Origin of the sequence: Paramagnetospirillum marisnigri (genome assembly GCF_001650715.1) — a bacterium.
GTDB lineage: Bacteria > Pseudomonadota > Alphaproteobacteria > Rhodospirillales > Magnetospirillaceae > Phaeospirillum > Phaeospirillum marisnigri.
Map to the genome: position 1 here is coordinate 19,469 of NZ_LWQT01000131.1, position 13,260 is coordinate 32,728.

The following is a 13,260-nucleotide window of genomic DNA, read 5'->3' on the forward strand; positions in this document are numbered from 1 at the left end:
GAAGGGAGCCACACCCGCGACCGTGTTCTATTGCTCCCAATTCCTCAGCTGCAGCCGGTGGTGCCGCCGCAGGTGTCGCACTTCAGGCAGGTGCCGTTACGCACCAGGGTGAAGTTGCCGCATTCGGGGCAGGCATCGCCCTCGTAGCCCTTCATGCGGGCGGTGCGGATCTGCTCGGCGCGGGCGTCGAATTCCATGATCAGCGCCTCGGTGTCGCCGCCGACGCTCACCACCGCCGGGGCCGCCGCCGCCAGCTGCATGCCGCCGCCGGAAATGTCGGTGGACATGGAAGTGGGGCCGTTGCCGCGCTTCAGGAACAGCAGGTTGGAGCGGACATAGCCCTTGGAGGCCACCTTCTCCACCACCGCCAGATGCTGGTTCTGCTGGTCGAGCTGGCTTTCCGAGGCGCCGCGGCCGATGGCGTCGGGGGTCAGGTCGGCCGGTTCCACATGGGCCAGGTCGTTGCGGCCCAGATAGGAGATGGCCAGTTCGCGGAAGATGTAGTCCAGGATGGAGGACGACATCTTTATGGTCTCGTTGCCTTCGACCATGCCCGAGGGCTCGAAGCGGGTGAAGGTGAAGGCCTCGACGAATTCCTCCAGCGGCACGCCGTATTGCAGGCCCACCGAGATGGCGATGGCGAAATTGTTCATCATGGCGCGGAAGGCGGCACCTTCCTTGTGCATGTCGATGAAGATCTCGCCCAGCTTGCCGTCCTCGTATTCGCCGGTGCGCAGATAGACTTTGTGGCCGCCGACGATGGCCTTCTGGGTATAGCCCTTGCGACGGTCAGGCAGCTTGGCGCGGCGCTGCACCTGGATCACCCGCTCGACGATGCGCTCGGCGACGATCTCGGCCCGAGAGGCGGCGCTGGCCTCGGCCAGTTCATCGGCCAGGGCACCCGCGTCGTCCAGCAGCGAGGCCTGCAGCGGCTGGCTGAGCTTGGAACCATCGCGATACAGCGCGTTGGCCTTCACGCCCAGGCGCCAGGACAGCATATAGGCTTCCTTGCAATCCTCCACCGTGGCCGAGTTGGACATGTTGATGGTCTTGGAAATGGCGCCGGTGATGAAGGACTGGGCGGCGGCCATCATGCGGATATGGGCTTCCACCGACAGCGAGCGCTTGCCGATGCGGCCGCAGGGGCTGGCGCAGTCGAACACCGGCAGATGCTCGGCCTTGAGGAAGGGGGCGCCTTCCAGGGTCATGGCGCCACTGCAATAGGTGTTGGCGGCGTCGATCTGGTCGCGGGTGAAGCCCAGGAAGTCCAGCATGTCGAAGCTGAAATCATTCAGCTTGGCCGCCGGGATGCCCAGGGTCTCGGTGCAGAACTGTTCGCCCAGGCTGTACTTGTTGAAGACGAACTTGATGTCGAAGGCGGCTTCCAGCTGGCTTTCCAGCTTTTCCAGGGTCTCCTCGTCGAAGCCCTTGGCGCGCAAGCTGTCATGGTTGATGTGCGGCGCGGCGCGCAGGGAACCGTGGCCGACCGCGTAGCGGATCATCTCGGCGATGTCGTCGGCGGCATAGCCCAGGGTGCGCAGCGCCTCGGGAACCATGCGATTGATGATCTTGAAATAGCCGCCGCCGGCCAGCTTCTTGAACTTCACCAGGGCGAAGTCGGGTTCGATGCCGGTGGTGTCGCAATCCATCACCAGGCCGATGGTGCCGGTGGGGGCGACCACGGTGGTCTGGGCGTTGCGGAAACCGTGCTTCTCGCCCTTGGCCAGGGCCTCGTCCCACGACTGGCGCGCGGCGGCCACCAGCGGCTCGTCCGGGCAATTGGCCGAGTCCAGCGGCACCGGCAGCACCGACAGGTTCTCATAGCCGGTGCCCAGGCCATAGGCGGCGCGGCGGTGGTTGCGGATGACGCGCAGCATGGCGGCGCGGTTCTTCTCGAACCCCTCGAAGGCACCCAGTTCCTCGGCCATGTCGGCCGAGGTGGCATAGGCCTCGCCGGTGGTCAGCGCGGTGATGGCGGCGATCAGGGCGCGGCCCTTGTCGCTGTCATAGGGAATGCCCGACGCCATGAGCAGGCCGCCCACATTGGCATAGCCCAGGCCCAGGGTGCGGAACTCGTAGGACAGCTCGGCGATGCGGGGCGAAGGGAACTGCGCCATCAGCACCGAGATTTCCAGCACCATGGTCCACAGCTTCACCGCGTGGCGATAGCCCTCCACGTCGAAGCTGCCATCCTCCTGGCGGAAGCACATCAGGTTCAGGGACGCCAGATTGCAGGCGGTGTCGTCCAGGAACATGTATTCCGAGCAGGGGTTGGACGCGTTGATGCGACCCGATTCGGGGCAGGTGTGCCACTCGTTGATGGTGGTGTCGAACTGGATGCCGGGATCGGCGCAGGCCCAGGCGGCCTCGCCGATCTGCTCCCACAGGTCGCGGGCCTTGATGGTCTTGGCGATCTTGCCGTTCTTGCGATGGGTCAGGTTCCAGTCGCCGTCATTGATGACGGCGTTGAGGAAGCCGTTGTCGACCCGCACCGAATTGTTGGAATTCTGGCCCGAGACGGTGAGATAGGCTTCGGAATCCCAGTCGGTGTCCAGCACCGGGAAGTCGATCTGGGTATAGCCCTGGCGGGCGAACTGGATGACGCGCTGGATGTAGTTTTCCGGAATCTCGCATTTGCGGCCGTCAAGGATGGCGCGCTTCAGCCGCGCGTTGCGCTTGGGGTCGAAGCGGGCATCACCGTCCTCGCCGTCCCATTCGCGGCAGGCGGCCATGACCTCGGTCAGGGTACGGGCGGCCAGACGCGACCCGGCGACCAGGGCGGCCACCTTCTGCTCCTCGCGCACCTTCCAGTCGATGAACTTCTCCACGTCGGGATGGTCCACGTCCACCACCACCATCTTGGCGGCGCGACGGGTGGTGCCGCCCGACTTGATGGCGCCGGCGGCGCGGTCGCCGATCTTGAGGAAGCTCATCAGGCCCGACGAGCGGCCGCCGCCCGACAGCTTCTCGCCCTCGCCGCGCAGCTTGGAGAAGTTGGTGCCGGTGCCCGAGCCGTATTTGAACAGCCGGGCCTCGCGGACCCACAAATCCATGATGCCGCCGTCATTGACCAGATCGTCCTCGATGGACTGGATGAAGCAGGCATGGGGCTGGGGATGTTCGTAGGCGGACTTGGAGCGCACCAGCTTGCCGGTCTTGTAGTCCACATAGGAATGGCCCTGGCCGGGGCCATCGATACCATAGGCCCAATGCAGGCCGGTGTTGAACCACTGCGGCGAATTGGGCGCGCCCATCTGGCGGGCCAGCATGCAGGCCATTTCATCGCGGAAGGCCTGGGCGTCCTCCTCGGCGTTGAAATAGCCGCCCTTCCAGCCCCAATAGGTCCAGGTCCCGGCCAGACGGTCGAACACCTGCTTGGCGCTGGTTTCGCCCGCGACACGCTCTTTCTCGGGCAGGGCGGCCAGGGCCTCGGTATCGGGCTCATGGCGGCACAGCCACTCGGGCACGTCCTTTTCGGGCACGCGCTTCAGCCGGGCGGGCACCCCGGCCTTGCGGAAATACTTCTGGGCCAGGACATCGCAGGCCACCTGCGACCAGTCGGCGGGAACCTCGATATCCCCGGCCGAGAACACCACCGATCCATCGGGATTGCGGATCTCGCTCGACGCCTTGCGGAATTCGATTCCGGCGTAAGCGGTTTCACTGGCCTTGGTATAATAGCGCTGGACCCGCATCTGCTTCCCCTCTGGTTCGACTGGTCTTATCCGACTCTCGGTCGAAGTGGCGCGAAAACAGTGGGGGCGCATCAATGGCGCCACTCCCCTTCCCGCGTCGCGCCACTATATCTAGTGGCTCTCCCTCGACAGCGACGCAGCCTATGCCAGGGCCGGGGGCGCCGTCAAGATATAGTTCATTCACAAACATTACCTACGAGATGCAGTGGATACCCGATATATTGTGTTGAAATTCATCGAAAATTTCAAAATGAGGTATGTGTCGTTGTGAACGCGAACCCCTCTGGACGGAACGGGGCGGATTTGCCTATAGTCCGCCCGTGGTTTGTGACGCGAGGACGACAATGGCGACGCTGGGCACCCTGATTTACACCTGGACCAAGGGCAAGCTGGTGGGCACCGACACCGCCGGCAACCGCTACTTCACCGAGCGTTCCGCGGCCAAGGGGCGCCGGACCAAGCGCTGGGTGCTGTTTTCGGGCAAGGCCGAGGCGTCGAAGATTCCGCCGGAATGGCATGCCTGGCTGCACTATACCTCGGACAAGCCGCTGACCGACGCGACGCGCCAGTCCTGGCAGAAGCCGCACGAGGCCAACAGGACCGGCTCGCCCGAGGCCTATCTGCCTCCTGGCCACGATCTGGCCGGCGGCGTGCGCGAGCGCGCCACGGGCGATTACGAGGCATGGCGCCCGTAGGATTCTGGCCATAGGGGGTGGATGCATGGTGACCCGTGACGACCGCGACACCGTAACCGGCGGCGCTGTCGTCGTGGTCGGGGCCTTGTTGCTCGGCCTCGCCTTCATGCTGGGCGGAACCGGCTCTCGCTCCGACGACGGTTACACCCTGCAGGCCCGGTTCAACAAGGCCGATGGCATCGGCATCGGCAGCCATGTCCGGCTGTCGGGCACGGTGGTCGGCAAGGTGACCGAACAGGGTCTTGACGACAGCTACCGCGCGGTATTGACCCTGCGCCTGCGCCCTGATCTGCAGCTGACCTCCGATACCGCCGCGGTGATCTATACCGACGGCTTGCTGGGCGCCAAGTTCATTGAGCTGAAGCTCGGCGGCGACGAGGTCATGCTGAAGCCCGGTGCCGAAATCATGTATACCCAGGACGCGGTGGTGATCGAGGATCTGCTGGACATGATCATCCAGCAGGCGCGGGCCAAGCGCGGCTATCTGGACAAGCCCTTGCCGTCGACCACCAACTGAGGACATGACCCATGGGACGGAATCTGATCGAAACCATCATGGGGGCGGTGGTGCTGGTGGTGGCGGGATTCTTCCTGGTCTTCGCCTATACCCACGCCAATATCAAGAAGATCGAGGGCTATACGGTCCAGGCCAGCTTCACCAGCGTTGGCGGCCTGGATACCGGCGCCGACGTCAAGATCAACGGCATCAAGGTCGGCACCGTGCTGTCCCAGTCCCTGGACCCGGTCACCTATGACGCGGTGGTCAAGCTGACCGTCGCCCACGGCATCCGTCTGCCCGAGGATACGGTGGCCAGCATTTCCAGCGAGGGGCTGCTGGGCGGGAAATTCGTCAAGCTGGCGCCCGGCAAGTCCAAGACCATGCTGGCCGATGGCGCCAATCTTGGCCCGACCAAGAATTTCAAGTCCATCGAGGAAATGGTGGGCAACCTGATTTTCCTCGCCACCGCCGATAATGCGCCGCCCGCCAAGGCGGCCGAGCCCTCGGACGCCAAATGAGGTCGGGGCCGATCCTGGCGGCCCTGTCGCTTGGGCTGGGCCTGCTGCCCGCCGCCGCCGGGGCCCAGGGCGGCGACCTGCCGTTCGATATCGCCATCTTGCAGGGACTGGACAAGGTCACCGCCCGTGTCGTGACCATCGAGGCGCCGGTGGGGGTGCCGGTGCGTATGGGGGCGTTGGAAATCGTCGCCCGGGCCTGCAAGAAGCGCCGTCCCGAGGATCAGCCGGAAAGCGCCGCTTTCCTCGATATCTGGGAACTGCGTCCCGATCTGCCCGCCACCGGCCTGTTCCGGGGATGGATGTTCGCTTCCAGCCCGGCGCTGTCGGCCATGGAACACCCGGTCTACGACATCTGGGTGCTGGACTGCCGCAACGCCAAGGGGCGTTGACCCTCTCTCCGCCGGAAAGAGGGTCGCGCTGACCGCGTGTCAGCCGACGGTGTAGCCGCCGTCGACCACGATCTCCTGGCCCCAGATATTCTTCGCCGCGTCCGAGCACAGGAAGGCCGCGGTCTTGGCGATGTCGGCGGGCTCGCCGAAAGCGCCCGGCAGCAGCCGGGCGGTCACCTGGCCGGCCACAGCCTGCAGCACATCGGGGGGAAGTCCAATGCTGCCCCAGATGGGGGTGGCGATGGGGCCGGGGGCCACCGAGTTGACGCGGATGCCCTGGGGGGCCAGTTCGGCGGCGAGGGTCTGCGAGAACGACTTCAACGCGGCCTTGCTGGCGCTGTAGATGGCCAGCCCCGGAAAGCCGACCTGGGTCAGGAAAGTGGTGACGAACAGCACCGATCCCCCCTTGCGGATATGGGGCAGGAAGCCCCGGACGGTCTGCACCGCGCCGACGAAATTGACCGAGAATTGCTGGTGTATGGCGGCGGTGTCGCTATCGGCGAAGGACGCCACCTTGGCGATTCCGGCATTGGGGATGACGATGTCGACGCCGCCGAAGCGTTTCACGCTTTCCGCGACAAGGCGGGACAGGTCATCGGCATTGGTGACATCGCCGGGGACCACCAGAACCCGGTCCTGGTTGTTGGCCGCGATCTCGGCCAAAGGAGCCGGATTGCGGCCGAACACCACGATCTTGGCGCCTTGGGCGAGGAAGGTATCGGCCATGGAACGGCCAATGCCGCTGCCGGCGCCGGTGATGACGGCGACCTTGTCTTGGAGGGAATTCGACATTTGTCAGGAGTGTCCTCGACCAGAGTAGGGGAGGCACCACAGGCCATGGTTCTGCTGACCACGGCATTGAGGGCGGTCAAGTCAACCCGACAGCGCCCTTTCCCAGGGTATGTCCGGGCCGCGGCTGAAATATGCCGGGCGTTGGATGGCGTTGGACAGGCGCGCCTTGTAGTCGTCGCGGGGAATTTCCACCGCGCCGAAGCGCGCCAGATGGTCGGTGATGAACTGGACGTCCAGCAGGCTGAAGCCGCCATGCTTCAACCGCGCCACCAGATGCACCAGGGCGGTCTTGGAGGCATCGGTCTCGCGCGAGAACATGCTTTCGCCGCAGAAGGCGCCGCCCAGGGCCAATCCGTACAAGCCCCCCACCAATCGTCCATGGCGCCAGGTCTCTACCGAATGGGCCAGTCCGAGATGGTGCAGTTCCACGAACAGCCTGACGATCTCCTCGTTGATCCAGGTGTCGGGGCGATCAGGTGCCGCCTCGCCGCAGGCCCGCATCACCGCTTCGAACTCGGTGTCGATTCGGATGTCGAAATGCTCCGCTTTCAGGGTCTTGCGCAGCGAGCGCGGGACGTGGAACCCGGCCAGGGGAAGGATGCCCCGCAGCGTGGGGTCGACCCAGTACAAGGTGGTGTCGTCGCGGGTGCGCGCCATGGGGAAGATTCCCATGGCGTAGGCGCGCAGCAACTGGTCGACGGTCAGAGGCCCCATCTCCCATAGCTACCGCATTCGGTGGCGCGGGGGAAGAGGGGGGGAGAACCTTGCCCAGGTCGGGCACTGCCCATATAATAGACCGCACTTGGCCGATGAATGATTTTTGTGCAGGACTCATGAAGCCCGAGAAGTTGCAGTGGGAATTCTGGAGCGAGGATCTGGCGGTGGGTCACGCCGCCGTGGATGATGACCACAAGCGGATTCTTCAGTTCATCGCCAGGCTGCAGGAAGCCTTCCAGCGCGGCGAGGACCGGCAGGTGGTGGCCGAGGGCATCGCGGTGATCTCCGACTATTCCAACGGCCATTTCCGGCGCGAGGAGCGCATGCTGGAGGCCGCGGGCTACGCCCATCTGCCGCAGCACAAGGCCCGGCATGAGAGCTTCCGCACCTATGTCGCCCATGCCACCGATCCCGAGCATCCCATCGACCAGGGCGACCTGCTGTCCTATCTGGTGGACTGGTGGGTGGGGCATATCGCGGCCGAGGACAAGATGTATCGCGCCTCGCTGGTGGGCAAGGACGCGTTGATCAGGGCGGCCTTCGCCGACACCTAGTGTGGTGAATTTGAAGTTCCTATCATTTATCCACGGGCTGCTTTAGGAACTTCAAATTCGCAAACCACACTAGAAACAATGAGTTGCAGGTGTCCTGATCGATTCTGAAATTCGGAATACGGCTGGGATAAATGATACGAATTTCAGAATCGGGACACCGAGGGGGATAAGAAACAGGCATGAGCATGGCGTATACCCCCATCCTGGCGGCGGACAGCTACAAGGCCAGCCACAAATGGCAGTATCCCGAGGGCACCGAATACGTGTCGTCGTATATCGAGGCCCGCGCCAACAACAGCGGTCTCGATCTGCCGGGCTCGGTGTTCTTCGGCCTGCAGCCGCTGCTGCGGCAATGGGCCGAGACCCCCATCACCGATTCCGATATCCGGCGCTCGGCGGCGGTGTTCGCCGCCCATGGCGTGCCCTTTTTCGAGGAAGGCTGGCGCTGGATTCTCGATGCCCATCAGGGCCGCCTGCCGGTGGAGGTCCGTGCCGTGGCCGAAGGCTCGGTGGTGCCGTTCAACAATGCGGTGGTGCAGGTGGTCAATACCGACCCCAAGGCCTTCTGGCTGACCTCCTATCTGGAGACCGGCTTGCAGCGGGCGGTGTGGTACGCCTCGACCGTGGCGACCGTCTCGTGGTCGGTCAAACGCATCCTGCGCGAATTCTGGGCCTTGACCTCGGATTCGCCGGTGGAAAGCCTGGACTTCAAGCTGCATGATTTCGGGGCGCGCGGCGCCAGCTCGGGTGAAAGCGCCGCCCTGGGCGGCATGGCCCATCTGGTCAATTTCAAGGGCACCGACACGGTGGAAGCCCTGCTGGCCGCCGATGAATTCTATGGCGAGGCCATGGCCGGGTTCTCCATTCCGGCGGCCGAGCATTCCACCATCACCAGTTGGGGCCGCGACGGCGAGGTGGCGGCCTATGCCAATATGCTGCGCCAGTTCGGCGGGCCGGGGCGGCTGGTGGCGGTGGTGTCGGATTCCTACGACGTGTTCCACGCGGTGGAAAAGCTGTGGGGCGAGGAATTGCGCGCCCAGGTGCTGGACATAGGCGGCACCCTGGTGATCCGCCCCGATTCCGGCGATCCGGTGACGGTGGTGGCCCGGGTTCTGGATCTGGCGGCCAAGGCCTTCGGCACCGAGACCAACGCCAAGGGCTATCGGGTGCTGAATCCGGCGGTGCGCGTCATCCAGGGCGATGGCGTCAATCCAAAATCCATCCGCGCCATCCTGCAGCGCATGAAGAACGATGGCTTCGCCATCGACAACATCGCCTTCGGCATGGGTGGTGCCCTGTTGCAGAAGGTCGACCGCGATACCTTCTCCTGGGCCATGAAGGCCTCGGCCATCGGCATCGGCGGCCACTGGCGCGATGTCTACAAGGAACCGGTCACCGACCAGGGCAAGGGGTCCAAGCGCGGCCGTCTCGCCCTGGTCCGGGACCACGGGCTGGGACTGCGCACCGTGCCGCTGGATTCTGTTCCCGACGCCGACAACCTGCTGCGCCCGGTGTTCCGCGATGGAATCCTGCTGGCGCCCACCACTTTCGCCGAGGTCAGGGCACGGGTGGCGGAGACGCTTTAGGCAGGTAGAAGCGTCCCGTCAGCCCGACCCGGGCCACCCGGTAGGACAAGTCCAACTCGTCGTGGACGTCGTCGCCGAAATTGACGAAGCGGGGGGGGATCACCTGCTGGCCGGGGGCCTCGTGGAGGGGGTGTTCGCGCTGCGAGATCATTTGCAGCACCGCCACTTCATGGCGCCGCAGCATGCCCACCAGCTGGTCGGCGGGAAGCCGCCCGGTCAGGCTGGCCTGCAACAGGTTGTAGGGGTCGATCCACACCCCCTTGCCCGCCTTCAGGCATAGCAGCATGGATTCGCAGATGGCCGGGCCGGGCAGTCCACTCAGATAGGCCACGTCCTCGGCGAACAGGCGTTCGCGCTCGGAATAGTCCCCCAATGCGTCCACCACGATCCGGCCAAAGGTCTGGGGCGCGATCAGCAGCACGCCGAAATTGACCAGCAGCGCCGCCGCCAGGGCGCTTTGCCGGGGCAGGGCAGTCTGGCGGCGAATCCAGGCCAGCAGCAGGCCGCAGCCCATGGCGCTGCCGATCAGCGTGTCGAAATAGATATTGATGTCGACTCCGGCGCCGCTGGCGAAGCCGAAGCCGATCAGCAGGCCCAGCGCCAGATAGGCTCCGACCATGGATTTGGCCGCCGACTGCCGGGGGACCAGCACCATGAACAGCAAGGAAGCGGCCAGGGGAATCTGGAGATGCCCCAGCATTTCCATGCTCAGCAGGAAGCCTCGGGTGGGGTCATAGATGCGCGAGGCCAGCAGACGGTGGAAGAAATCCGTGCCGAAGGCGGCCAGGATCACCGCCAGCGCCAGCGCCATCAGGGCCAGGGTGGCGCCGAGGAAGGCGAGGCGGGCCTTGGGCGGCGATTGCCACAGGGCGTGAATGGTGACCACCAACGGCAGCGCCAGGACATTGTGCTTGGTCAGCAGGCCCAGGGCGAACAACACCGCCACCAGCACCAGCCGGGCCGGGGTGGCGGGACCGCCGACATAAATGGCGAAGCCCAGGCACAGCAGACCCTGGGCCAACAGTTGCGGATCATTGACGCCCACATAGTCGGTGGCGAAGGCGCAGAACAGGCCAAGACAGGTGGCGGCGGCGAAGACGGCATCGGTACGGTCGCCACCGCCCGCGCGGGTGACGACGCCACAGGATAGGGAAATGGTCGCCACCGCCAGCGCCGAAAGCGCACGGCCCACCAGCAGGGGATCGCCCAGCAGCGAGCCCAGCACTCCGACCAGATAGAAGGACAGTGGCGGGTAATTGTTGAAGAACAGCGGGCCGGGGGTGGTGTAGGGCGACTCGCCCCGGGCGGCGATGGATTGGAGGAAGGCGTTCCAGCCCTCGTTGTAGTCGATCTCGAATCCGGCACCGATCCGCCACAGCGGATAGGCGAAGGCGGCCGCCGCCAGGGCGGCCAGCACCAGGGTGACGGCGCGATAGGATGATTCGATCTTGGGCACGGATTCCCGTTCTCTCGCCGCGGGGCCAAGCCAGAGTGTTTAAACGCCCGTTAGAGGCAAGTCCAGCCCGTCAGTCCTTGATGCCGTGGCTACGCCACAGTCGGGCCAGGGTCTGGTCCTTGGCCATGGCCGCCAGCAGCCGGTTGATTTCGGCAACCGATATGGTGCCGCCGGGCCGCACCAGGGCGCGATGGGCATAGCGCTGGTCGAAAGTGTCCGAGATCAGCAGGCGTTGGTCCAGTCCGGGACGCTCCCGCAGATAGCGCTTCAGATAGGCGTCGGTCACCACCGCCACATCGCCGCGATCCTTCAGGATCATCTCGATGCTGGCGGCGTTGTCGTTGACCAGGGCCATGCGGAACCGGCTGGACAGGGTGCGGGGATCGGCCTCGAACCCGGCGAAGCCGTAATGGTAGCCCAGGATACCCACCATGCGCTTGCCCGAGAGGTCCTTGAAATAGTCCTGGCCCCGGCCGGGCTGGGCCTGGGCGATATACAACTCGCCGCCGTCCAGAAAGACATCGGAGGCATCCACGGCGATCTTGTGGTCACGCCAGCCCCAGTCGGGGCTTTCGAATAAAATGACATCGAATTTGCGGTCTTCGAAATCCTTGTAACGGCGGTTGGGCGAGGTCAGCACGAAGCGGAAGTCGTAGCGGTCCTGGTAGCGGTTCAATTCGTCGATCAGGGCCAGCGTCAGGCCGCCGGTCTTGCCGCCGGGAAGGGAGTCGACAAAGGGGCCGAACTCATAGCCGCCGACCATCACGACTTCCCGGGCCGAGGCGGAATGTCCCACCAGCAAGGCCAGGATCAGAACCAGCGTCCTCAGCATTCTGACTATCCAATTGTTACATTGTGTCACGCAACCGCTAATATGCCTTAGGTCCTAGGAAAGGGGAAGGGCGGGCCTGACATTGCTCCCATGTCCCTTTGCCCGGGGCGTTGGGGATGGGGTATCCTGGCTGCCGCTCTCACCCCCGGGGAAGCCTCGATGCCTTTCGCCACCGCCATCCATGACCGCTATTTCGAGGATTACATCAAGGGCGAGGTCCACACCTTCGGCTCCACCGAAGTAGTCGAGGCCGAGGTCATCGATTTCGCCCGCAAGTTCGATCCCCAGGATTTCCACACCGATCCCGATGCCGCCGCCCGCACGGTGTTCGGCGGGCTGATCGCCAGCGGCTGGCATACCGCCGCCATGATGATGCGCATGTATGCCGACCACTACCTGACCAAGGTGGCGAGCCTGGCCTCGCCCGGCCTGGACGAATTGCGCTGGATCATGCCGGTGCGGCCGGGCGATGTGCTGTCGGTGCGGGTCTCCATCGTCGAGGCGGTGCCGTCCAGGTCGAAACCCGATCGCGGCGTGGTCACCTCGTTCATCGAGGTGCTGAACCAGCGGGACGAGGTGGTGATGTCCATGCGCGCCGTCAACATGATCGGCCGGAGGGTGCCGGGATGATCCTGCCCCGCCTGCCCGATGCCGAGCTTGACCGCCTGCTGGCCGAGGATGCGCCCCATGGCGATCTGACCACCCTGTCGCTGGGGATCGGTGAGCGAGCCGGCGCCATGGTGTTCCGCGCCCGCGCCGACATGGTGCTGGCCTGCTCGGAGGAGGCTGCCCGCCTGCTGGAATTGGCCGGGGCCACCGTCACATCGGTCCGGCCCAGCGGCTCCATCCTGGCGGCGGGCGAGACCCTGCTGGAGGCCCATGGCCCGGCGGGCGCCCTGCTCATGGGGTGGAAGGTGGCCCAGACCCTGGTGGAGGCCACATCGGGAATCGCCGGGGCTACCCGACGCATGGTGGAGGCCGCCCGGGCGGTTTCGCCCCATATCGCGGTCGCCTGCACCCGCAAGACCTTTCCCGGCACCAAATCCCTGGCCATCAAGGCCATCATGGCAGGCGGGGCCATGCCCCATCGGCTGGGGCTGTCAGAGACGGTGCTGCTGTTCCCGGAACATCGCGCCCTGGCGCCGGACCAGGGGTTTGCTGCCCTGATCGGACGGCTGAAGGCCGCCTGTCCGGAAAAGCGCATCGTGGTCGAGGTCAAGGACGCGGCCGAGGCCGATTCCGCCTGCGCCGCCGGGGCCGATGTGGTGCAGTTGGAGAAATTCACTCCCGCCCAGGTGGCGATGGTGGTGGAACGGATCGGCGAGGCTTGCGTGGTGGCGGCGGCGGGTGGCGTCAATGCCGCCAATGCCGCCGATTACGCCCGGGCCGGAGCCAGGGTGCTGGTGACCTCGTCGCCCTATTGGGCACCGCCCGCCGATGTGGCGGTGACTATTTCGGGGGCGTGAAGCGGGGAGGCGGGCAGGATGCCCGCGCTCCGGGATGGACTGATTCGGAGCGCGGCCGTCC

General features: G+C 65.1%; 13 protein-coding genes. 8 read left to right on the plus strand and 5 right to left on the minus strand.

Translation table 11 applies throughout. From position 1 onward, the window contains the following. Window positions 1–44: 44 nt before the first annotated feature. Entirely contained in the window at window positions 45–3,695 is a 3,651-nt protein-coding gene (locus A6A04_RS20730; RefSeq protein ID WP_068495925.1) for a vitamin B12-dependent ribonucleotide reductase, read from the minus strand. A gap of 344 nt (window positions 3,696–4,039) precedes the next feature. Between A6A04_RS20730 and A6A04_RS20735 the strand changes: the two genes are divergently transcribed. From A6A04_RS20735 to A6A04_RS20750, 4 genes are read left to right on the plus strand one after another with little or no spacing between them, the layout of a single operon-like run. Next, window positions 4,040–4,390 carry an NADH:ubiquinone oxidoreductase subunit NDUFA12 gene (locus A6A04_RS20735; protein ID WP_068495926.1) on the plus strand — a complete coding sequence of 117 codons (351 nt, stop codon included), beginning with the start codon at window positions 4,040–4,042 and terminating at the stop codon, window positions 4,388–4,390. Window positions 4,391–4,415: 25 nt separating this feature from the next. Then, window positions 4,416–4,907 carry an MlaD family protein gene (locus tag A6A04_RS20740; RefSeq protein WP_068495927.1) on the plus strand — a complete coding sequence of 164 codons (492 nt, stop codon included), beginning with the start codon at window positions 4,416–4,418 and terminating at the stop codon, window positions 4,905–4,907. Window positions 4,908–4,918: 11 nt separating this feature from the next. Then, window positions 4,919–5,407 carry an outer membrane lipid asymmetry maintenance protein MlaD gene (gene mlaD / locus A6A04_RS20745; protein ID WP_068495928.1) on the plus strand — a complete coding sequence of 163 codons (489 nt, stop codon included), beginning with the start codon at window positions 4,919–4,921 and terminating at the stop codon, window positions 5,405–5,407. Next, window positions 5,404–5,796, plus strand: coding sequence for a DUF2155 domain-containing protein (locus A6A04_RS20750; protein ID WP_068495929.1), 393 nt, complete (start codon window positions 5,404–5,406; stop codon window positions 5,794–5,796). Before mlaD ends, A6A04_RS20750 begins: the two co-directional genes overlap by 4 nt. 39 nt (window positions 5,797–5,835) lie before the next feature. Here A6A04_RS20750 and A6A04_RS20755 read toward each other — a convergent pair whose 3' ends face one another. Further along, window positions 5,836–6,588 carry an SDR family NAD(P)-dependent oxidoreductase gene (locus A6A04_RS20755; protein WP_068495930.1) on the minus strand — a complete coding sequence of 251 codons (753 nt, stop codon included), beginning with the start codon at window positions 6,586–6,588 and terminating at the stop codon, window positions 5,836–5,838. A gap of 81 nt (window positions 6,589–6,669) precedes the next feature. Next, window positions 6,670–7,302 carry a leucyl/phenylalanyl-tRNA--protein transferase gene (gene aat, locus A6A04_RS20760; RefSeq protein ID WP_068495931.1) on the minus strand — a complete coding sequence of 211 codons (633 nt, stop codon included), beginning with the start codon at window positions 7,300–7,302 and terminating at the stop codon, window positions 6,670–6,672. Between the two features lie 119 nt (window positions 7,303–7,421). On the opposite strand from aat, the gene A6A04_RS20765 reads away from it, so the two are divergent. Then, window positions 7,422–7,859 (plus strand): bacteriohemerythrin, encoded by a 438-nt coding sequence (locus A6A04_RS20765; protein ID WP_068495932.1) that lies wholly within the window; start codon window positions 7,422–7,424, stop codon window positions 7,857–7,859. A gap of 179 nt (window positions 7,860–8,038) precedes the next feature. After that, complete coding sequence (locus tag A6A04_RS20770) at window positions 8,039–9,445, plus strand: nicotinate phosphoribosyltransferase (RefSeq protein ID WP_082915108.1); 1,407 nt, start codon at window positions 8,039–8,041, stop codon at window positions 9,443–9,445. On the opposite strand, the gene A6A04_RS20775 is transcribed toward A6A04_RS20770, so the two are convergent. Beyond that, the gene (locus A6A04_RS20775) at window positions 9,417–10,901 is read right to left on the minus strand and encodes a hypothetical protein (RefSeq protein ID WP_245651330.1); all 1,485 of its coding nucleotides are present in this window, start codon (window positions 10,899–10,901) and stop codon (window positions 9,417–9,419) included. The two genes, A6A04_RS20770 and A6A04_RS20775, sit on opposite strands and share 29 nt — an antisense overlap. A 70-nt stretch (window positions 10,902–10,971) precedes the next feature. Further along, on the minus strand, window positions 10,972–11,733 hold the full coding sequence (locus tag A6A04_RS20780) for a substrate-binding periplasmic protein (RefSeq protein ID WP_082915109.1): 762 nt from the start codon (window positions 11,731–11,733) through the stop codon (window positions 10,972–10,974). 159 nt (window positions 11,734–11,892) lie between these two features. Here A6A04_RS20780 and A6A04_RS20785 point away from each other — a divergent pair, with 159 nt between their 5' ends. Further along, window positions 11,893–12,363, plus strand: a complete 471-nt coding sequence (locus A6A04_RS20785) for a MaoC family dehydratase (RefSeq protein ID WP_068495933.1) — start codon at window positions 11,893–11,895, stop codon at window positions 12,361–12,363. Continuing rightward, complete coding sequence (modD, locus tag A6A04_RS20790; RefSeq protein ID WP_068495934.1) at window positions 12,360–13,199, plus strand: ModD protein; 840 nt, start codon at window positions 12,360–12,362, stop codon at window positions 13,197–13,199. Before A6A04_RS20785 ends, modD begins: the two co-directional genes overlap by 4 nt. Window positions 13,200–13,260 lie beyond the last annotated feature (61 nt).